At 43.1% G+C, this 20272-nt stretch carries 17 protein-coding genes; 7 read left to right on the forward strand and 10 right to left on the reverse strand.

Annotated elements, in window-relative coordinates; translation table 11 throughout:
- Positions 1–12: 12 nt before the first annotated feature.
- From IRJ18_RS13620 to IRJ18_RS13630, 3 genes are all read right to left on the reverse strand, one after another.
- Positions 13–3033, reverse strand: coding sequence for a SusC/RagA family TonB-linked outer membrane protein (locus IRJ18_RS13620; RefSeq protein ID WP_194106870.1), 3021 nt, complete (start codon positions 3031–3033; stop codon positions 13–15).
- 954 nt (positions 3034–3987) lie between these two features.
- Positions 3988–4851, reverse strand: coding sequence for a helix-turn-helix transcriptional regulator (locus IRJ18_RS13625; protein ID WP_194106871.1), 864 nt, complete (start codon positions 4849–4851; stop codon positions 3988–3990).
- A gap of 11 nt (positions 4852–4862) precedes the next feature.
- Entirely contained in the window at positions 4863–5234 is a 372-nt protein-coding gene (locus tag IRJ18_RS13630) for a VOC family protein (RefSeq protein ID WP_194106872.1), read from the reverse strand.
- Between the two features lie 456 nt (positions 5235–5690).
- Between IRJ18_RS13630 and IRJ18_RS13635 the strand changes: the two genes are divergently transcribed.
- Positions 5691–6983: an HAD-IB family phosphatase gene (locus IRJ18_RS13635; protein WP_194106873.1), complete on the forward strand. Its 1293-nt coding sequence runs from the start codon at positions 5691–5693 to the stop codon at positions 6981–6983.
- A gap of 54 nt (positions 6984–7037) precedes the next feature.
- Here IRJ18_RS13635 and IRJ18_RS13640 read toward each other — a convergent pair whose 3' ends face one another.
- From IRJ18_RS13640 to IRJ18_RS13650, 3 genes are read right to left on the reverse strand one after another with little or no spacing between them, the layout of a single operon-like run.
- The gene (locus IRJ18_RS13640; protein ID WP_194106874.1) at positions 7038–7778 is read right to left on the reverse strand and encodes a LytR/AlgR family response regulator transcription factor; all 741 of its coding nucleotides are present in this window, start codon (positions 7776–7778) and stop codon (positions 7038–7040) included.
- A complete protein-coding gene (locus IRJ18_RS13645; RefSeq protein WP_228072863.1) occupies positions 7775–8809 on the reverse strand; it encodes a sensor histidine kinase in 1035 nt (344 codons plus the stop codon). The genes IRJ18_RS13640 and IRJ18_RS13645 overlap by 4 nt, the downstream gene beginning before the upstream one ends.
- Positions 8810–8846: 37 nt before the next feature.
- A complete protein-coding gene (locus IRJ18_RS13650; protein WP_194106875.1) occupies positions 8847–9689 on the reverse strand; it encodes a LiaF transmembrane domain-containing protein in 843 nt (280 codons plus the stop codon).
- 242 nt (positions 9690–9931) lie between these two features.
- Here IRJ18_RS13650 and IRJ18_RS13655 point away from each other — a divergent pair, with 242 nt between their 5' ends.
- Complete coding sequence (locus IRJ18_RS13655) at positions 9932–10351, forward strand: hypothetical protein (protein WP_194106876.1); 420 nt, start codon at positions 9932–9934, stop codon at positions 10349–10351.
- An 11-nt stretch (positions 10352–10362) separates the two neighbouring features.
- Here the strand turns inward: IRJ18_RS13655 and IRJ18_RS13660 are convergent, their stop codons facing one another.
- Positions 10363–11412 carry an agmatine deiminase family protein gene (locus tag IRJ18_RS13660; RefSeq protein WP_194106877.1) on the reverse strand — a complete coding sequence of 350 codons (1050 nt, stop codon included), beginning with the start codon at positions 11410–11412 and terminating at the stop codon, positions 10363–10365.
- Positions 11413–11520: 108 nt separating this feature from the next.
- Positions 11521–12390: a carbon-nitrogen hydrolase gene (locus IRJ18_RS13665; RefSeq protein ID WP_194106878.1), complete on the reverse strand. Its 870-nt coding sequence runs from the start codon at positions 12388–12390 to the stop codon at positions 11521–11523.
- A gap of 221 nt (positions 12391–12611) precedes the next feature.
- Here IRJ18_RS13665 and IRJ18_RS13670 point away from each other — a divergent pair, with 221 nt between their 5' ends.
- The 5 genes from IRJ18_RS13670 to IRJ18_RS13690 all read left to right on the forward strand — a co-directional run bounded on the left by IRJ18_RS13670 (position 12612) and on the right by IRJ18_RS13690 (position 18900).
- Complete coding sequence (locus tag IRJ18_RS13670) at positions 12612–13550, forward strand: lysylphosphatidylglycerol synthase transmembrane domain-containing protein (protein ID WP_194106879.1); 939 nt, start codon at positions 12612–12614, stop codon at positions 13548–13550.
- 153 nt (positions 13551–13703) lie between these two features.
- A complete protein-coding gene (locus IRJ18_RS13675; protein WP_194106880.1) occupies positions 13704–15479 on the forward strand; it encodes an aromatic amino acid hydroxylase in 1776 nt (591 codons plus the stop codon).
- A gap of 126 nt (positions 15480–15605) precedes the next feature.
- The gene (locus tag IRJ18_RS13680) at positions 15606–16310 is read left to right on the forward strand and encodes an SDR family NAD(P)-dependent oxidoreductase (protein ID WP_194106881.1); all 705 of its coding nucleotides are present in this window, start codon (positions 15606–15608) and stop codon (positions 16308–16310) included.
- Positions 16311–16440: 130 nt separating this feature from the next.
- A complete protein-coding gene (locus tag IRJ18_RS13685; protein ID WP_194106882.1) occupies positions 16441–17577 on the forward strand; it encodes a BamA/TamA family outer membrane protein in 1137 nt (378 codons plus the stop codon).
- Positions 17578–18075: 498 nt separating this feature from the next.
- Complete coding sequence (locus tag IRJ18_RS13690) at positions 18076–18900, forward strand: alpha/beta hydrolase family esterase (protein ID WP_194106883.1); 825 nt, start codon at positions 18076–18078, stop codon at positions 18898–18900.
- Between the two features lie 47 nt (positions 18901–18947).
- On the opposite strand, the gene IRJ18_RS13695 is transcribed toward IRJ18_RS13690, so the two are convergent.
- Positions 18948–19211: a hypothetical protein gene (locus tag IRJ18_RS13695; RefSeq protein WP_194106884.1), complete on the reverse strand. Its 264-nt coding sequence runs from the start codon at positions 19209–19211 to the stop codon at positions 18948–18950.
- Between the two features lie 248 nt (positions 19212–19459).
- Positions 19460–20245, reverse strand: coding sequence for an O-methyltransferase (locus IRJ18_RS13700; RefSeq protein WP_194106885.1), 786 nt, complete (start codon positions 20243–20245; stop codon positions 19460–19462).
- Between the last annotated feature and the right edge of the window lie 27 nt (positions 20246–20272).

A 20272-nucleotide genomic window follows, 5' to 3' on the forward strand; every position in this document is an offset into this window, starting at 1 on the left:
AGTCTTTAAATTTTATAAGCCAATATTTAAACCTATTGTGAATGTTTTGCCCTGTAATACATCAAGGTTATTAGTCCCGTTTATACCTTGCTCCGGATCAAATGGCAATCGTTTGTCGTAAGTTTTTGTCCATAAGTTGGTGCCACGGCCATACAGGTAAAGTTTGCTGATACCAAATCTTTTCAGGTAAGCGATATTTTTGAAATCGTAACCAACAACAAGGTTCTTAAGCCTGATGTAATCACCGTAGTATAGCTCGCGCGATGAGAAGTTTGATGAGTTAGGAGATGTACCGCCACCAAATACAAACTTAGGCACGTCGGTAACCTGACCCGGCGTTGTCCAGCGGTTTTGATATGTGTATTGGTATTTATTACTCAAAGCAAAAGTGCCATCGTTCAGGTAATAACCCCAGCTCGAATCATTCACATAGTTACCAAAGTTGTAGTACAGATCAGCGGTAAGGGTAATACCTTTATAGCTGAACGTGTTGCTAAAACCACCAAACTCCTTTGGATCTGCCTGGTACATATTTACACGCTGCGCAGTGGTGTATGAGTTTGTGGTAGCGGTACGTGTACCATCAGTATACCACAAAGCCTCGCCATTGGCAGAGTTAACACCGGCATATAAACGCACATAGTAGGTTTGGAAATCCATGCCCTCGCGATATTGGAATGGGCCATTCACAACCGGCGCGTGGCCAATTAATGATGTTACACGGTTTTGGTTCAGGGCTATATTAAAGCTGGTATTCCAGTTAAAATCTTTCGACTTAATAACCCAGCCTTTCACGCTGGCTTCAAAACCTTTATTTACCATACCGCCAATGTTCTCCACTATACCGGCAAAACCAGTGGTGCGCGAAATTTGCGCAGTTTGGATCAGGCGGTCGATGTTGTTACGATAGTAATCAACTGTGAAGCTTAACCTATCGTGCAGGAAGCCAAAATCAGCACCAATGTCCAGCTTTTTCTGCGCTTCCCAGGTCAGTTCAGGGTTACCTACGGTATTATAGTTCTGGCCGTTATTACCGGCGTAATTTACACCGTACCCCGCGGTTGGCCTTGCGGCATAGTTACCCAATCCCTGTGCATTACCAACGGTACCGTATGATCCGCGTAGCTTAAACGATGACAGCGTGTGCTGAACATTAAAGAAGCTTTCCTGATCGATATTCCAGGCGCCGCCCACTGAATAGAAATTACCAAACTGGTGGTCGGTACCAAATACAGACGAACCATCCCTTCTGAATGTCGCAGTTAATGAGTACCTGTTTTTATAATTCACACCACCAATACTGTAGAACGAATCGAAAGCATAGTTGGAGAATGTACCACGACCGGTGATTGGCGTTGAAGCGTTAGCTGATGCCAGCAGTAAAGGTTGCGTTGTTGGATAACCGTTTGACTGCGCACTGATCTGATAACTTTGCGAACGTTGCGCCTCGTAACCTGCTGTTACGTTCAAATGCATATCAGGAAGCAAATTGGCACGGTATTCAAATTGGTTCCTGGCCAGCCAGTTAAAGAAGCGGGTATAATAATCATAACCTGAACCATGTGCAGATTGGCCGTCGCCCATAACCGGGTTATAGAACAATTGCTCTTCCAGTACATTATAGTCAATGCTTCCAAAGCTGGTAAATTTCAGATTATCCAAAATATTCCATTTTAAGGTCAAGCCTTCCAGTATTCTATTCTGCGATGAATAGTATTTATTGTTAGCAGCTATATATATTGGGTTATACTGGCTGGTGAAGTTATTATTGCCCGATGTTGATGAGTTGATTGAACCATCGGCATTATAGGCTAGCTGGTAGGGCAGCAAAAACCATATACTGCTGGTAGGGTTGGCAAAAGTACCACCATTGGTAGGCGTTAACTGGTTGATGTTAGAAAAATTAAGGTTGTTACTTAACGAAACCTTTTTACTAATGGTATGATCGATATTGAACTGACCGGTGTACCTTTTTAAACTTGAACCGATAATTGTAGCTTCCTGTTTAAAATATCCTGCCGATGCAAATATACGGGTAGCATCACTACCGCCATTAATAGAAACGTTGTATTGCTGTTGCGTACCTTTACGGGTAATCAGTTTATACCAATCGTTGCTTGGGCCGTTCAAGCCAAACGAAGCCAAATCTGCAGCTACATCGGCCGCAGTTGAACCTGAATTGGTATCACCTTCAATAAATAAAGCTTTAAATTGATCGGCTGTCAATGGTTTGCCTGCATCCGGGATAGGCAAAACGTTGGTAACACCCGCCTCTGCATCAAACCTTACCTGTGTTTTACCGGCTTTACCATGTTTGGTATTAATAACAACAACACCGTTAGCACCCCTTGAACCGTAAATAGCGGTTTCAGAGGCATCTTTCAAAACGGTGATGCTTTCAATATCATCCTCGTTGATGCCTGACAAAACGTTGGTACTGGTAGTTAAGCGTGAAAGGTCACCGGCGTTAACTATCATACCATCTATTACATACAACGGGTTCGAGCCTGCGCCTATAGAGCCCACACCGCGTAAACGCACCTGTACGTTAGCACCCGGCTGGCCACTGTTCGAGCTAACGTTTAAGCCCGGCACCTCGCCCTGCAATGCCTGCAGTGGCGACGAGAATGGTTTATTCTCATTCTCAACGCCTGATACTGTAGTTGAGGCGCCTGTGCGGAATTTTTTAGATTGTGTGGTATAACCATCGGTTACCACAACTTCGCTAAGCAGCTTATTACTGGCACCCAGTTTAATTAAAGGAAGGTTGCCCTTAGGTACAACAACGCTATATTCGCTGTAACCTATAAATGAAAATACCAGCGTTTGGCCAGTGTTTGCTGAAATAGAAAAATTTCCGTCGCCATCGGTTAATACACCTTTGGTGGTCCCTTTAATTTTTACGGATACGCCGGGTAACGATTGATTATCGTCGGCGCTTACCACCCTACCCGTAATTTTTCTTTCCTGGGCAAATGCGTTGGTTAATACCGCAAACCCCAATAATAAAATAATAAGTAATTTTTGCTTCATGTGTTTTGTGAGTTAGTTAGTTGTTGCGTATTGGATAAATACATTAATTGCTGTTTATCAGCATGTTAAAAAATAAATTAAGGTGGATTTCTGTTGCGTTGAAATGCTGACATGTGTAAACAGTTAATAAAAATCAATCTGGCTTTGGGCGCCAATTATGTTAAAATGTAATATTAGGAAAGGCAAATACAGGGTGATATGCGAGTATCACCCCCGGATATGCGGTTATCACTCTTTTGACAATTCCGGCATATTTTAAGTGAGGGGGATGGCCATGATACACCTTGTATCCATAAGAAAACCGGATAGCACATGCTATTGGAGACAACTCTTGATGCCGTTTTGGTGCTGTCACCAACAATTAATCACGGCCACGCGCATGCTGTTGGAGGCAACAGGATGCCGTTGTTGGTGTTGTCACCAACAACTAATTCACGGCAACATACAAATCTGTTGGAGACAACTCCAACAGCGGCTACACTATCTTGAATTTTGGGAGCTACTGCGCGGGCATATTTTTTATAGATACAAAGAGCTGATTATTGTAGCATCTGTACAAAAAGTAATTACTTAAAATTATTTATTATTATTTATAATTATTCGATAAGCCCGGTAATTTATTCCAAATTATTCAAAAAATTCGCTTTTTATTCGCCCTGAAATTTAGTATATTGTGTAAGTTCTTTGAAAGATACCCGCGTATCAAAAAGACAGCCTGATAGTCAAATTTAACCGGAATAGGCCGATATTTCACCCAATAGGCGAGGTTAAGGCCGCATAAATATTAGCGCTGAACAGTGGTTATTTGCTGCCAATTTTGCTTTTTAAAACGCGATGCAGTTCTGCGCCTGAACAACCAGCAAATCAGCACATCACACCTGGTAAGATCGTACAAAAGAAAACCGGATAGCTTATTGCACTACCCGGCTTATTGTCAACCATCAAAAAAGGGAGTTATAACGAACACCTGAATTTTAAAGGTGTAATATCGTAACGGTTTTTAAATAACCTGATGAACGAGCTTGGGCATTCGAACCCTACCAGGTTTACAATCTCATTAATAGGGTAATTAGTTGTTTTTAAAAGTATTTTGGCACGTTGTAAACGTGTTTGCATTAAAAATTGATGCGGCGATTGATGAAAAGCTTGTTTAAACGTGCGCAGCAGGTGGTTTACCGAAAGGCAGGCATGGTCGGCCAGGTCTTCCAGGCTGATATTTTGATTAAAGTTGCTCAGCAAATATTCTTTCGCCAGGTTAAGGCGACGTAAAATTTCAACCTTAGTGCTACGGTTCAAAAACTTAAGCGATTCTATTTTCTTGTATATTTCCTGGTCATATATGGTATAATAATTCAGCAGGCAGTGGTGCATGTATTCATTTATCAGCATTTCATTATGCGCACCTTTATCCATATAGTTTTTAAGGTGTTGCACGTTAAAGCGTATATCTCCTTTAAAAGGATAAAGGGTTTCGCTGAAATCATATTCATGCACACGGCTGCTGTTACGGTCAAGCAATCTGCGTTCGTTCAGTTGCCAGCTATTGCTAAAGTCATTCAAAAAAGCCTGATCAAAGCCCATCGAAAATGATTCAACCGGGCTGGCCGAATCAATTTTGCTGGTGTATTGGGTACCTTTATTCAATATTAAAAAGGAGTCGGGATACAGTGTTAATTGCCTGCGGCCGATATTGTATTCCTCATCCCCGCTAAATACAAAGCGGATATTAAAATCATTGGTGTACTGGGTTTGCTGTTTATGGCTGGTCGTATCACTCCATATGGTGTTGTTATTACGCAGCGTTTTGTTGTATTTCATAGCAAATTGATTTAAAGGTCATCGTTGTAGTTCCGTTCCTCAAGCAGCATAAAGCGGTTATCAAACTGGTCGGTAAATTCAGCCACCAGCCCAACAGGCAAATAATGCGGTTCTTTTGTAAACACAAGGCCCTCGGTACGTAAGTTATGATAATCCTTCAGGCAATCATCTGTACTTAATATCACGGTATTTTTGCAGCCCCGGTATTCCCGGTGTTCGTTTACTGCTATCAGCACGTCGTCATTTTCGCTTTGTAAAACAGTACCGGTTGTGTTTGCATACAAGTTAATCTTGTTTACAACTTTAAACTTTAATGTTTCCGTAAAAAATCTGACCTGCTCTTCCATATTTTCGGTAAAAAACGGAATATACCTTATTCTCATACTTGAATACTACCCCTTGATGATTGTAAAATGATAATTGATGCCGGAATGCGGCTGAGGGCTTCCCGGTTAGGTTGTGTTACAATTCGATCAGTTATAGTATTGTAATGTATGCTCCAAATTTAGACTATCAATTTAGTAGTCTTATCCCCCAAATAGGGGGATTTACATAATTTAACATTTAACCAAAACCTTAGGCGTACGGGCTTAAACAATTGCACCTCCCTATAAAGGATAGTGGTTTACGCACATATTGATAGCTAATTAATTAAATGACATTTTAAACTTACATTATTGCAAGCATCTGTTTTACACCCTTATAGGGTGATTTGTAAAATATACTCGTTGGCAATTAGTATAAGATAGACTACAAAACTGATCGTTTTTCCACATTAATGTTTTGTGGATAAACCTTTGTGCATTTTTTTGCATTTTTGCGGTGTTATACATACACTTATGGGACAGTACTATATAATTGATTTCGACAGCACATTTACACAGGTTGAGGCTTTGGATGAACTGGCCCGCATATCATTAAAAAACCACCCCGACCGCGAAAAAATATATCAGCAGATAGAAGATTATACCAACGCCAGTATGGAAGGCCGCCTATCCTTTGCCGAAAGTTTAGCTGCCCGGGTAAAACTGCTGGAAGCCAATCGCGACCATCTGAAACAACTGATCACTCATTTAAAAAAGAAGGTATCTATCTCATTTTCCCGCAACAGTGTGTTTTTTAAAAATCATGCCGATGAAGTGCTGATCGTATCCGGTGGATTCAAGGAATTTATTATCCCAGTGGTAACTGAGTACCATATTAAGAAAGAAAATATTTACGCCAATACCTTTGTGTTTGATGAGGAAGGCAAAATAATTGGTTACGATAAATCCAACCCCTTATCGCAGGAAGGCGGCAAGGTTAAACTGTTGAAGGAGTTAAACTTGCAGGGCGATATTTTTGGCATTGGCGATGGCTACTCTGATTTCCAGTTGCGGGAATCGGGGATGATCAAAAAATTCTTTGCTTATACCGAGAATATCGAGCGTAAATCGGTAACCGAGCGCGCCGACCATATCACGCCAAGCTTTGACGAATTTTTGTACCTGAATAAACTGCCGCGTGCTATATCCTATCCTAAAAACCGTATTAAATGTTTGGTGGTTGGCGATATAGACGAAGAAGCGCTGGCACAAATGCGTAAAGAAGGCTACAACATCCGCCACAAAAGCCATATTGAAGAAAGTTATTTGCAGGAAGCCGGTGTACTATTTTGCGATGAGGCCAACCAGCCCACACCCGAACAGGTAGAAAATGCCGGCCGCTTAAAGGTTATTGGTTGCTTTGGCAAAGTGCAAAGCCGCAAACTGGCCGATACCGCCTGCGCCGCAGGGATCATCATCTTTGACGACCCGAAGAACAACCCCCGCAATGTGGATTTTATCCCCAAAAGGGTAATTGCCTTTATGAACGAGGGTAAAACCCATACCAGCTGCAACTTCCCCGATTTGCAACCGCCACGTGTAAGCAATGCCCACAGGCTGATACATATCCACAAAAATGTGCCGGGTATTTTAGCTAAAATAAACGAGGTGTTTGCCCGTCATAACATCAATATCGTTGGCGAATTTTTGGTGACCAACCCGCAAATTGGCTACGTAATTACCGATGTAAACACAGGCTACGATACACAGGTATTAGAGGAGTTAAAAGCGATTGAGCAGACCATTAGGTTTAGGCTGTTGTATTGAAGGCCACCGCCCCTAAAGGGGAGGTATGGAAGTTCCCCTTTAGGGGTTAGGGGCTTAAATTCCCAGTACCTGCTTCAGCTTCACATAGCCCGATTTGCTTACCGGTATTTTAGCGCCTGATTTCAGGATGGCAATGTGGGCATCTTTTTCATAGGGGTCTATACGGGTAATTTCGGGGATGGCTACAATGTATGAGCGGTGTACGCGTACAAACTGGCGCGGGTCGAGCGTTTGTTCGAAAAAACCCATGGTCTTATTTTTCAGGTACGATCCCTCGGCTGTATGGATACTTACGTAATCATCATCAGCTTCCAGGTATAATACATCCTGCACAGGGATAATCTTTACTTTAGTGCCGGTTTTTACTACAATCCGCTCGTGCTGTGCCGGCGATAATGCCGCGCTTTCCAGCAGTTGCTCGGTTTGTTTCTGAGCTTGTACCGGTGCCTGGCCCAGGTATTTTTCAACCGCCTTTTGCAAGCGCTCTTTACTAAAAGGTTTTAGCAGGTAATCAACCGCATGTGCTTCAAAGGCCTTAATGGCATATTCATCAAAAGCTGTGGCAAATATTACGGCAGGCTGTTGTTCCAACAGTTCCAGCATTTCAAAGCCGTTTATTTTGGGCATTTGTACATCAAGGAAAACCAGGTCAGGTTTGTGTTGATTGACGGCTTTTATACCTTCAAACCCATCACCGCATTCGCCAATAACTTCTATGCCGGGCATCCCCTGTAAATATTCCTGCACAACCATTCGTGCCAAAGGTTCATCATCAATAATTAATACGCGTTTCATACCTGCGGTACTTTTATAATGGTTGTAAATATATCATCATTTCCATGAGTTTCCACCAGGTCGTTACGGGCAAAAAGTAAATAAAGGCGGCGCTGTACCCCTCGCAAACCAAAACCTGTACCTGTGCGCGGGCGGGTAGTTTTAGCATCGTAAGGGTTTTGTATCATAATTAACAGATAACTATCTTCCAGTTCGCCGCGTATGCTAATAGTGACAGCGTCAGTAGTATCATACAAGCCAAATTTTATGGCATTTTCAACAATGGGTTGCAGCAGCAAAGCAGGTAACATTGCTGTACCGCATTGCTTATCGCAGCTTATCTCGGTATTTAGCCGGTGGCCAAAGCGCACTTTTTCTATATCCAGGTACAACTGCAAATGCGCCAGTTCTTCGTTTAGGGTCACCAACTGCTGATCGTCCTTCTTCAGGGTACCCCGCAAAAAATCAGACAGCTGATGGATCATTCTTCGGGCCTCGTCGGGTTTAAAGCCTATCAGCGCGTTAATTGAATTTAAGCTATTGAATAAAAAGTGCGGCTGTAATTGCTGGCGCAGGTTATAAAGCTCGGCATCGCGGGCCAGGCGTTCGGCTTCACTTTTGCGTTTCTCGTTCTCTTTTTGATCTATCTGCGCATACCATACCAGGCTTATCATGGCCATCCAGCCAATAGCCAAAAAATTAGTAAAAAAACGTATAACCAGCGATTGCGACAAGAAACTAAGATAAAGCGCACTGCTATTTACCAATGGCAGGCAATAACGGCTGCCGGCCACAGTTGCCGCGGCAAGCGCCACGCACCAGATAAACAGGTTAATATAGCTGCCTTTACCCGGTTGATAGTAACGCAGGTTATTGTTAATTAACCAGCAGGCCGCCGAAAGCAGGATGGTACTGGCCAGCCCATCAATGGTAGCGGTATACCAATCAAAAGCAAAGCTGTGGATGATATAAGTTTGCAACGCAAACCATGCCACACCACAGCCGGCAAATGCCCAGTCCAATTTCAACGAAGCTGATGTTTGATTGCTCAAATTGTTTATAGTTAAGTTTTACGTTTGCGCTGCGTAATTAGAAACTCCGGATATCAACCCCGGCAAATATGGAGGTGCCGGTTATTACCAGCACTTTATCGTTGCTTAGCGGGGTACCCATGCTGCGACGCTTATCATCAACATTGCTAAAAACAGCGGCTACATCTGATGTCACTTGCCAATGCGGCGGAATGATCAGCTTAATACCACCAAACAACTGGGTAATATCAATAATAACCCGTCCGTTAATATCGGCTTGGGTAAGGTCAAGATCGGTGCCACCAAAAATGTTAACGATGTCTCCGCCCTTAAAGTCTTTTGAAAGGATCGTCCGCTTCACACCGCCAAAAACTGATACGGTATCAATGTAATTATCACCCTCGTACGGCGGAACAGTGGATGAACCACTGGTAGCCTGATCGGCACTTGGGCCATTAGGGTCAAAATTGGGGTCAGGTTTATTTGTCGGGTCGAACGGATTAGTAAACTCGTGACCACCAAAAGGGTTACCTCCTCTATACTTTTCAAAACTTCTACGGTCCCAGCGCTGGCGTTTACCCATTATCATCCATAAACCAAAGCCAATAATCATTAATGGCCAAATAGCACGCGAAAGGTGGATGCCGGGAATAATACGATCGGCCAGGAAAATGATACCGATAGCGAGTATAATTAAAGCGCCGGGTTTTTTAAACTCGTGTTTGGCGCCACTATACAGTCCCCAAACTATAAAAAACATTGGCCAGCTAATAAGCCAGCCGGGAAAAAAGAACCAGCTTAATTGCTGTAGCAGCAGCACCGCGCCTACTGCTAAAAGAATAAGGCCAGCAATTACTTTTCCATTGCGCTGGCCTTGTGGATATTTTTGTTCGATACTCATGATCTATGTTGTGTTGTATTGTACGTATTGTAATTTTATTTGATGATGTAAAACTAATATAATGGTACGCTTTTGCAAACTGGTAGTTGGCAGGTTAAGTAAAGAAGTCGGTAAAAGCGGGCGAATTGTCGGTGAAAAATCGGCTAAATTAATTTAACCAAAAAGAGTATAAGGATTTTAATAAAACACAAAGAGAATTCTGAACAGCAAATACTGAAAAATCATTTATATCTTGGTGTTATATGGAGAAAGAATATCAGGTAGCCTTACCTTTCCGGATAGCTGTTGCAGGCATCACTGTATTTGCCATTATTGCGTTGTTACGCAGTTACCCTACTGCATCTGCCGAACAAGCGGCCTGGCTGCTGGCAACTGTTGTGATAGTGTTAGTTATGTTTTTTGTGATTTTCTTTATGCTAAGCCTAAAAGTAATTATTACATCAAACAGCATTAAAACTAAAAGCGCTTTGGCCAATAATGAAATGCTTTTTGACGATGTTGCAGGCTATAAAATGCGCCGTATTCCCAAAACCAGGCGTTACCGTATTATCCTGGTATCAAAATCAGGGCGCACTATGCGCGTGCCCTATTCAAATCTGCGCGATGGCGAGGAAATACTGCAATTGGTGGAAAGCAGGTTTGTGAATTTAGACGAGCAGTAATCCGTAATAACTTACACCGCCGGCTCCTGCTGACTTAAACAATGGAAGCTGCCCAAGCCCCAGATAATATCTGTTGAATCGATACCTACAATTTTCCTGTCGGGGAAGCATTGCTGCAGGATATCCAGTGCTTTATCATCTTTATCGCAACGATATGTTGGCACAATAACTGCCGAGTTGGCAATATAAAAGTTAGCATACGATGCCGGCAGGCGTTGATCTTCCCATATTACCGGGTCGGGCATGGGTAATTCTATTATATTCAACTGCTTGCCGTTTAGCAGGCGCATTGTTTTAAGGGTTTGCAGGTTCTCCTGCAAAATATGATAGTTCTCGTCGTTTTTGTTTTCCTCAACAACGGTTACTACAGTATCTTCGTTAGTGAAACGTATAATGTCATCAATATGGCCATCGGTATCATCGCCGATAATGCCATCGCCCAGCCACAATACCTGGTCAACACCGTAATAGGTATGCAGGTAAGTTTCTATTTGCTGCTGATTTAAATGCGGGTTACGGTTTTGGTTTAGCAGGCAAGCCGTAGTAGTCAGCACCGTACCGGCCCCATTAAAATCAACCGAGCCGCCTTCCATTACAATACCCGGGTGAAATACCGGCAGACCGAAATGTTCGCCTATTTTGGTCGGGATCACATCATCCAAATCAAATGGCGGATATTTACCGCCCCAGGCATTATAATCCCAATCAATAATAGCTTTTTCCTTAGTGGCTCTGTTCACCAAAAACGCCGGACCATGATCGCGACACCAGGCATCGTTAGTGGGGAACTGGAAGAATTCGATCTTGGTCATATCCACACCCGCCATATCCAGTTGTAATTTGGCAAAGGCCTGCATCTGCTCGTCGACTACGTTAATACGTACCAGTTCGCCTTTGGCTATCTCGCGTACAAATTCGGCATACTTACTATATATCAAACCAATTTTACCCGGCCACGATTCTTCCTTGTGTGGCCAGCTAAGCCAGGTAGCAGTGTGGCGTTCCCATTCGGCGGGGAAGGAGAAGCCTACGGGCAAGTGTTTATTGGTGGGTTGGTTCATGGTATTATGACATAAACGTCGTCATTGCGAGGCACGAAGCAATCTCAAAGCTATGCAAACTGTTCTGCTAATCGGGAGATTGCTTCGTTCCTCGCAATGGCGCGGTGGTTAATCGTTATCGAGTAATCGTTTTGTTATCGGTTGATAAGAATCTATCCTGCGGTCACGCAAAAATGGCCAGTGGCTGCGATAGTAATCAGATTTATCCAGGTCGAGTTCCTTTACAATCACTTCTTCTTCATCAACAGTGGTTTGGTGCAATAATTCGCCAAATGGATCAGCAAAGAAAGAGCCGCCCCAGAATTTTACACCAGCTTCCTCGCCTACCCGGTTCACGCTCACCACGTGCACACCATTAGCCACTGCATGACTGCGCTGAATAGTTTGCCAGGCGTTGTATTGCTTAACGTTTGTAGCTTCATCCTGCGTGGTAGCCCAGCCTATGGCGGTTGGGTAAAATAGTATCTCTGCACCCATCAGGCTAGTAATACGGGCAGCTTCGGGGTACCATTGGTCCCAGCAAATGAGCACGCCAATAGTAGCAAACTTGGTTTTGAAAACTTTGTAACCCAAATCGCCCGGGGTAAAGTAAAATTTCTCGTAAAAGCCGGGATCGTCCGGGATATGCATTTTACGGTATTTGCCAAGGTAGGCCCCATCAGCATCAAGCACAGCGGTGGTATTATGGTAAACGCCTTGTGCGCGCTTTTCAAATAACGATGCGATGATCACCACCCCCAATTCACCCGCTACTTTAGAAAGTTCATCGGTAGATGGGCCGGGGATGCTTTCAGCCAGTTTAAAATTGTCGTAGTTTTCCTCATCACAAAAATATAACGAGGTAAATAACTCCTGCAGGCAGACGATCTGCGCACCTTTAGCGGCTGCCTCGCGCACCTTTACTATCGCTTTTTGCAAATTTTGCTGCTTATCGGCAACACAGGTCATTTGCACTATTCCAACTTTAACCTTGCTCATATTTATCAGATCAAATTTTGCGCAAAAATACAGTTTTGTATCAGAGATTAGAGATTAGTTGATTAGAGATTAGTTATAAATGACATTTCCATAGCGATAGGATTAAAACCTATGGCTACAGTTCCGAAACAATGAAGGTTTGATGATGTTTCAGTATTGATTCGATTAACTTAACACTAATTAACTAACCTCTAATCTCTAATTCACTATCTTTGTCGCCAATGTCAGAAATAGAAGAAACGTTAGAATATAAAGAGCCCAAAACCCTAAAGCAAAAGCTTTGGACAGCGGTAAAAACTATCCTTAAAATTGCAGTAAGCGTTGCTTTACTGTACTATGTATTTAGCAAAGTACCGTTAGAGAAAGTGAAATTCAGGCTTTTGCACGCTAATTATTGGTGGATGCTGGCAGCGCTGGTGCTTTATTTCTGCTCTATGCTGATGTCGTCCTGGCGTTTAATGAGTTTCTTCAAATCTATCGACCTGAAACTTAACGCTAAATTTAATTTTCGTTTATACCTGCTGGGCTTGTTTTATAATTTCCTTTTACCGGGCGGTATTGGCGGCGATGGTTATAAGATATACTTATTGCACAAAAACTATAATATGCCGGCAAAAAAAGTATTCTGGGCTATTATGTTCGATAGGCTGAGCGGCTTGTGGGCCATTGGCTTAGTTACGGTGTTCCTGATACTGCTAATTCCCCAAATTGATGTGCATATTGGTGTACCATTCGGCATATTTGCTGTGGCATCGGCCATTTATTATTTTGTAGCCTACAAATTTTTCCGCGATTATACCCGTAATTTCCTTGGCGGCCATGCAAAGGCGGTTGGCGTACAGGGCTTCCAGGTATTGGCTATAGTTTGTATTATGGTGGGCCAAAATTTTACCGGTAAGTTTTCGCCGTATTTGCTGTCATTTTTAATATCGGCATTAGCAACTATTATTCCTATTAGCGTGGGTGGAGCGGGTATCCGCGAAACGGTATTCCAGCAACTAAGTAAAGTATTTCCGATGGATGTTGGACTGGGCGTTTTCCTGCCTATCACATTCTACCTCATATCTGTTATTGTGGCGTTGCTTGGCGTTTACTATGTATTGCGCCCTAGCAGACTGGCCGATGGTTTGCCTGAAATGCAAAAAAAGGCTAGGAAGTAAGAAGCGCGTTTTTGCAAGCAATAGTATTTGGATTATAGGCTATTTTGCAAATTAAGTTTTGTTTTATATTGGCAAAATAGAATTATGATCTGAAATTTGCAAGCTACGCAACCATTTGCTTAACTTGGTGTTTGTATAACACAGACCAGCCAAATGAGCCGTTTTAATGATTTTAATAATCCGCAGGTTGCCGCGTTGCCCGCGCACTTAAAACAATTTATTGTAGATCAGCATTACGAGCATTATACACCCATCGACCATGCCGTGTGGCGCTATGTAATGCGCCAAAACTACAGTTATTTGAAGGATGTGGCTTACTATCCATATATCCCCGGACTGGAAAAAGCCGGATTAACGATAGAAAAAATCCCTAACCTGCAGGATATGAATAACGCGCTGGCTAAAATTGGCTGGGGTGCGGTTACCGTTGATGGTTTTATCCCTCCTGCCGCCTTTATGGAATACCAGGCCTACCGGGTGCTGGTAATAGCGGCAGATATCCGCCAATTAAAACATATTGAATATACACCTGCACCAGATATTATCCACGAATCGGCAGGGCATGCACCTATTATTGCAGATAAGGATTACCACGAATACCTGAGCTACTTTGGTTCTATCGGGGCCAAAGCCATGTTCTCGGCGCAGGATTTTGAACTGTACGAGGCTATCCGCGCCTTATCTATCCTGAAAGAAATGCCCGACGCAAATCCTGAAGAAATTAAAAAGGCTGAAGATTTGGTAGCTTATAGACAGGACAATATGGGTGCACCATCAGAAATGGCTTTATTAAGTCGCCTGCATTGGTGGACAGTAGAATATGGCCTGATAGGCACGCTTGACAATCCGAAAATATACGGGGCAGGCTTACTCTCGTCCATTGGCGAAAGCGTAAGCTGTATGCTGCCCGAGGTAAAGAAGATCCCTTATACTATCGATGCAGTAAATTACACCTACGATATCACCAAACAACAACCGCAGCTGTTTGTAACCCCCACCTTCCAAAACCTGATCGATGTGCTTGAAGAGTTTGCTAATACAATGGCTTTTCGCAAAGGCGGTACGTTCGGCCTTGAAAAAGCTATGGAAAGCAAAAATACCTGCACTGTAGTTTATAGCTCGGGCCTGCAGGTTAGTGGTACAGTTACCGATTTTAAGAAAGACAAGGGCACACCATCGTTCCTGAAATTTACTGGGCCAACAGTTTTAGCCTACGATAATAAACAGTTGAAAGGTCATGGTAAAGATTACCATAAAGATGGCTTTAGTTCGCCTGTTGGCAAGTTAAAGGGGAAGGATCTGCCCCTGGAAGACTTTAATGAAACACAGCGCCTTGAAGCGGGTATACAGGAAGGCAAAACAGTTGAACTTCATTTTGAAAGCGGCATTAGTGTGGCAGGCAAAGTAAAATCAATAATAATTAATAATGGAAAACTGCAACTGATAACTTTTAAGGATTGCACCGTGAAGGATGCCAAAGGCAATATCCTGTTCGACCCATCGTGGGGAGTATATGATATGGCAGTCGGCGAACTGATCATATCGGTATTTTGCGGGGCAGCGGACAAAGAGGCTTTTGAAGAGATCAGCTATAAATCGAACACCGGGACACACCATATACAGTACGATGCGCGCACCCTGGAATTGCACAAGCTTTACCAGCAGGTGCGCGATTGTCGTCAAACACAAAAAGATTACGACTTTTTAGGCAATGTGTGGGAGCAATTGGAAAAACATCACCAGGACGACTGGTTATGCGCCATGGAAATTTTAGAGATATTGGACCACGAAGATATTGAACCACAACTGGCAGCCGATATACGCAACTTCCTTGAAAACAAAGCCGGCAACGAGCCCGAATTGAAGAAACTAATAACCGATGGTTTTTATCTGATTAAACACCCGGTTGAACAGAAATTGGTGGTGTAACAAAACGCCATGCCGAACTCGTTTCGGCATCCATTTGCAAAGTCGCTACCTATCTTATAAAATCCAGAAACAAGTTCGGATAACGTTGATGCTGGTCGAAATGACATAGTTTTATATATTAGCCCCATGAACATCATTATAACAGGCGCCAGCAGCGGCGTAGGTTTCGAGGCAGTATTAGAATTGTGCTTATCGGGCAACCACAAGGTGATAGCGCTGGCACGGTCGCAGGATAAATTGACACGTTTGCTGGAAATAGCCTTGGGTTTAAACCCCGATTGCATACTGTACCCGCTTGTGTTTGATATTGTGCACGATGATTACCACGACCTGCAGCAGTTTATCCAAACTCGTTTTGATGGTAAAATAGATATCCTGATCAACAACGCCGGTATATTGGTAAACAAGCCCTTTATGGATTTGGACGAGACCGACTTTGTGGAAATGCTGCAAAGCAACTACATCGGCCATGTACGTATGATACAGGCCACCATTCCGCTGATGGCACAGGGCGCGCATATAGTTAACATTGGCAGTATGGGCGGCTTCCAGGGCAGCGTTAAGTTCCAGGGGTTATCTGCCTATTCGGCCAGCAAAGCTGCCTTACATACGCTTACCGAATGCCTGGCGCTGGAATTAACTGAGCGGCAAATAAAAGTTAACTGCCTGGCCCTGGGTTCGGCGCAAACCGAGATGCTGGAGCAGGCCTTCCCAGGGTACGAATCGCCGGTAATGGCTTTTGAAATGGGTAAATACATTGCCGATTTCGCACTGACGGGTCACCGTTTTTTTAATGGGAAGGTTTTGCCGGTAGCCGTAACTACGCCCTAACGGCCATTGATATGAGTTTTGTCTGTACAATATAAAATCTTAGCGTGGGCTACTCACAGCATGTTATGTTCCTGGATGGTATCTAATATTTAAAACAAAAATGCCCTTATCTTAGTTGCCAAATCTGAACATGAAAAAACTCCTTACGCTTTTAGTCTTTATATTATTCACTACTCCCGCATTCGCACAAAAAAATCTGCTGCCCAAATTTGTACGTAAAATAATCTTCAATAACGATAGCAGCAAGCACAGCAGCTTTTTCCTGTTACCCGTATTCAGTTCGGCACCCGAGACTGGTTTAGAGGTTGGCGGCTCGGCTTTGTATTCCTTTTATACCGATACGGTGCATAATGACACACGTGTATCCAACATCTTCGGTTATGGTACGGTTACTACCAAAGGCCAAAGCCGCCTTAGCCTAAGCACTACTTACTGGGCACCGCACAATGCCTGGCGCTACCTGGCATCTGTAAGCTATATTAATTTCCCATTCGATTTTTACGGCATAGGGCCAGATACTTATAAAATCAACAAGGACCACCTTGGCCAAAAACGCTTTAAGTTAAACTTTGAAGCAGACAAAAAATTTGGCAAGTATATTTACTTGGGCCTGATGGCCGGTGCCTTCGATTATAAATTCACCAATGAAAACCCGGGCGGTATTTTTGATACTAACCCCCAGATACAAAACCGGGCAGGTGGTGGCAGCCTGTTAGCCGGGCCGGCATTAATATTTGATACCCGCAATAATAACACCTACACCACCCGCGGTATCATTATCACCAGCTACTTCAACTTTTTCCAGGGTGTGGGGAGCAACAACAGTTATCAGGGAGGGCTGCTGAATGTTGAAGTATCCCAATTTAACCCGTTAAGTAAACGGCTTATGCTGGGATTTGATGTACAAAGCCAAAACCTAACCGGCAGTCAGTCGCCGTTTTACCTGCTGCCATCGTTAGGCAGCGATGAACTTATGCGCGGCTATTACAATGGGCGTTACCGCGATCGCAACATGATAGCCGGACAAGCCGAACTGCGTTACCGCTTTAGCAACCGCTTTGCCGTAGCAGGTTTTGTAGGGGGAGGCACCGTCTATAATAAATCGCCCGACCTATCAACCCTGAAGCCTAACTATGGCGGCGGTTTACGTTACTTTTTTGATGTGGAAAAAGGTTTAACCATTCGCCTGGATTATGGCGCTGGGCAAAAAGTAGCCGGCGAAGCCAGGCAAAGCGGGGTATACTTTAGTATGGGCGAAGCGTTTTAGATACGTATATAATTGCTTATTCTTGCGGCTAAATTATACTATCTTGCAACCTCATTTAATTAAAACTTGCCGCTTTTTGGCTTCAAAAATCAACCGCATCAAAAAGCCACCGAATTTGCCCGCAAACCATGCTGGAATTTAATCGAACTTTGTGCATTTTTATGCCCAAAATTCTTTAAAACATACTTATTTAAGTTCAAAACGGCTATTTACAAGTGATCCTGATTTCACTTACCCCTCAAAGAACATTTACCTTAATATACCCATTTCGACGTTAAAAAACAAATAGTTTTTTGGCGATTTTTAGCCTTTTTTAGATTTTAAAGATATCAAATTAGGAAGCCTTTCGCTTTTTTAGCGATTTTTACAAAAGGTACTTTTGTACAGATTGTACAATAAATAACTCCCACCCTGTCTGTAAAATTATAAACTTGCGCTCGTTTGTAACGAGTGCAAGCAGAGCATTAAACCATCTTGAGACTTTTGTATCTTAAACATATGAAAATCAAACTGTCATCACTTTTCAGCATCTTCATATTAGCATGTTTTTGCTTTGTTACGTGCCTAACTTTTGGAAAAGTAAAACCGCGCATCATTCAAACCGAACCCCAAACTTTGGAGTGGAGGGTTGCCGGAGTTACACGTAAGGCATTGGTTTATATCCCCGTATCTGCTAAGACGAAACCTACACCTATTATTTTTGCTTACCACGGGCATGGCGGCACTATGCAGCACATGTATAATGGGCGCAGGTTTGATAAGCTTTGGCCCGAGGCTATTTTTATTTGTCCGCAGGGTTTAAAAACGGTGGGCGCGCTGACCGATCCGGAGGGCAAACTGCCCGGCTGGCAAATGGCGGCTGATACCACCAATAGCGACCTGAAGTTTTTTGACGCTATGCTGCAAACGCTTAAAAAAGATTATAAAATTGACGATAAACGTATTTATGTAACCGGTCATTCCAATGGTGGCGGGTTCACGTACCTGTTATGGGCCATGCGCGGTGATGTATTTGCTGCTGTAGCGCCCTCATCAGCGGTAGCGGCCAAACTGATGCCGTTGTTAAAGCCAAAACCAGCCCTGCACATTATGGGCGAAACCGACCCGCTGGTGAAACCCGCCTGGCAGCGTATGACCTGTAATTACCTGCTCAAATTAAATAAATGCCAGCAAACCGGCCAGAAGATCAGCGAATATGCTACGGAATACCCATCAGCTATAGGCACCCCATTTGTTTGGTACCTGCATCCGGGTGGTCACGTTTATCCCAGTGAAGCTGATGCGGTGGTGATTGATTTCTTTAAGAAGCAGCTAAAGCCGTAATGGCATCCGGATACCATGTAAAATGCTCCGTCGACTTAATTATTAGATCATTTAGCCTTTAATTCGATATGCTGCTCATCTTTTAATGGTCTTAACACTCGCCTATCAAACTCTTTCAGTAGTTCATTCATTCCATCTGCTTTAATTCCATATCCGCCCTTATTTGTTTTCAGATCGAGCGCTCCAATTAAACCAATTACTATTTTATTGTTTGAAATGGCCTCATATCTCAAATTATATAATAAGCTATCTTTAAACTGTATGTTTATATCATATGCGTAGCCGGTGTCCTTATCGCCTACGGTATCCATATTTTTAAACGATATATCTTTATGATCGTGAATTTGGTTATGCAACCCTGACTCAAACTTCGTCAGTCTTCCGGCATACTCGTAATCTTTTATATGCGGTATAGTACAACTAACACACGCAACCATATAAATACATCGCCCAATAAATCCTAAAATGATAACTGAAAATATTATAAATATAATTTTACGCATAAGTAAGATTACATAATCATTTGCACATCTTCATATCCGCACATTTGCATATTCCTCTAAAACTTCACCTTAAAATCTTCCTTCTCCTGCCCTTTTCTGAAATACACCAGGCCTATCCAAAACAGGTCGACGGTTACAGTAACCTGTGGATGTGCTTTTATTTGTGCCCAGGCTTCTTTCATGCCTTCGCTCCAGTAGATGTCGTCGAATATCAGCAGCGTGCCTTCGTGCACTTTAGGCAGGCACCATTCAAAGTAACGCAGCGTAGCTTCCTTTTGGTGGTTGCCGTCTACATACACAAAATCCAGTTGCGGCAGGTTGTTGATGAGTGGTGATAAGGTATCGTCAAAGTTGCCTACTATTTGTTCAATATGTGTGGCGTGCTCTTGTTTAAAAACATTTCCGGCTACCGCGGCGGTTTGGGGGCAACCCTCCAGTGTAAAGGTTTCGGCCTGGGGTGCCGCGTTATTTAAATATAGGGTGGTAATGCCTAAGCAGGTGCCCAATTCTATTAGGGTTTCAGGTTTTGCATCTGCCGCCAGCCTGTAAATAAGTTGTGCCAATCGCGGCGATTTCAGCGCGTTTTTGGCGATAGTGCTCACCTGCTTTTCGCGGTTTTTATTGAGGTGCGAGCCTGCGCCCAAATCGGTTACGGTGATGGTATGATTGTCATTAAGCAGTCTTTTTCTGGCATTTTCAATTTTGCCGTATATTTCTTTTTCAGAAAAATCGTAAATTACCTCATCAACCAGCCTGTACACAAAAGGCGAGTGTACGCCATGCCTGCTTTTGGCAGTTAATTTGTGCATCAGGTAATCATACGCGAACCTTATATTTAACATGCGGTAAAATTATTAATATTTTTGGTT

This window comes from Mucilaginibacter boryungensis, assembly GCF_015221995.1.
Lineage (GTDB): Bacteria > Bacteroidota > Bacteroidia > Sphingobacteriales > Sphingobacteriaceae > Mucilaginibacter > Mucilaginibacter boryungensis.

Excerpts from the sequence above, each read along its gene's own strand:
- IRJ18_RS13625 (WP_194106871.1), bottom strand. The coding sequence starts at position 4,851 with ATGAAATACAACAAAACGCTGCGTAATAACAACACCATATGGAGTGAT.
- IRJ18_RS13650 (WP_194106875.1), bottom strand. The coding sequence starts at position 9,689 with ATGAGTATCGAACAAAAATATCCACAAGGCCAGCGCAATGGAAAAGTA.
- IRJ18_RS13680 (WP_194106881.1), top strand. The coding sequence starts at position 15,606 with ATGAACATCATTATAACAGGCGCCAGCAGCGGCGTAGGTTTCGAGGCA.
- IRJ18_RS13655 (WP_194106876.1), top strand. The coding sequence starts at position 9,932 with ATGGAGAAAGAATATCAGGTAGCCTTACCTTTCCGGATAGCTGTTGCA.
- IRJ18_RS13695 (WP_194106884.1), bottom strand. The coding sequence starts at position 19,211 with ATGGATACCGTAGGCGATAAGGACACCGGCTACGCATATGATATAAAC.
- IRJ18_RS13640 (WP_194106874.1), bottom strand. The coding sequence starts at position 7,778 with ATGAAACGCGTATTAATTATTGATGATGAACCTTTGGCACGAATGGTT.
- IRJ18_RS13690 (WP_194106883.1), top strand. The coding sequence starts at position 18,076 with ATGAAAATCAAACTGTCATCACTTTTCAGCATCTTCATATTAGCATGT.
- IRJ18_RS13630 (WP_194106872.1), bottom strand. The coding sequence starts at position 5,234 with ATGAGAATAAGGTATATTCCGTTTTTTACCGAAAATATGGAAGAGCAG.
- IRJ18_RS13620 (WP_194106870.1), bottom strand. The coding sequence starts at position 3,033 with ATGAAGCAAAAATTACTTATTATTTTATTATTGGGGTTTGCGGTATTA.
- IRJ18_RS13660 (WP_194106877.1), bottom strand. The coding sequence starts at position 11,412 with ATGAACCAACCCACCAATAAACACTTGCCCGTAGGCTTCTCCTTCCCC.
- IRJ18_RS13700 (WP_194106885.1), bottom strand. The coding sequence starts at position 20,245 with ATGTTAAATATAAGGTTCGCGTATGATTACCTGATGCACAAATTAACT.
- IRJ18_RS13665 (WP_194106878.1), bottom strand. The coding sequence starts at position 12,390 with ATGAGCAAGGTTAAAGTTGGAATAGTGCAAATGACCTGTGTTGCCGAT.
- IRJ18_RS13635 (WP_194106873.1), top strand. The coding sequence starts at position 5,691 with ATGGGACAGTACTATATAATTGATTTCGACAGCACATTTACACAGGTT.
- IRJ18_RS13675 (WP_194106880.1), top strand. The coding sequence starts at position 13,704 with ATGAGCCGTTTTAATGATTTTAATAATCCGCAGGTTGCCGCGTTGCCC.
- IRJ18_RS13670 (WP_194106879.1), top strand. The coding sequence starts at position 12,612 with ATGTCAGAAATAGAAGAAACGTTAGAATATAAAGAGCCCAAAACCCTA.
- IRJ18_RS13685 (WP_194106882.1), top strand. The coding sequence starts at position 16,441 with ATGAAAAAACTCCTTACGCTTTTAGTCTTTATATTATTCACTACTCCC.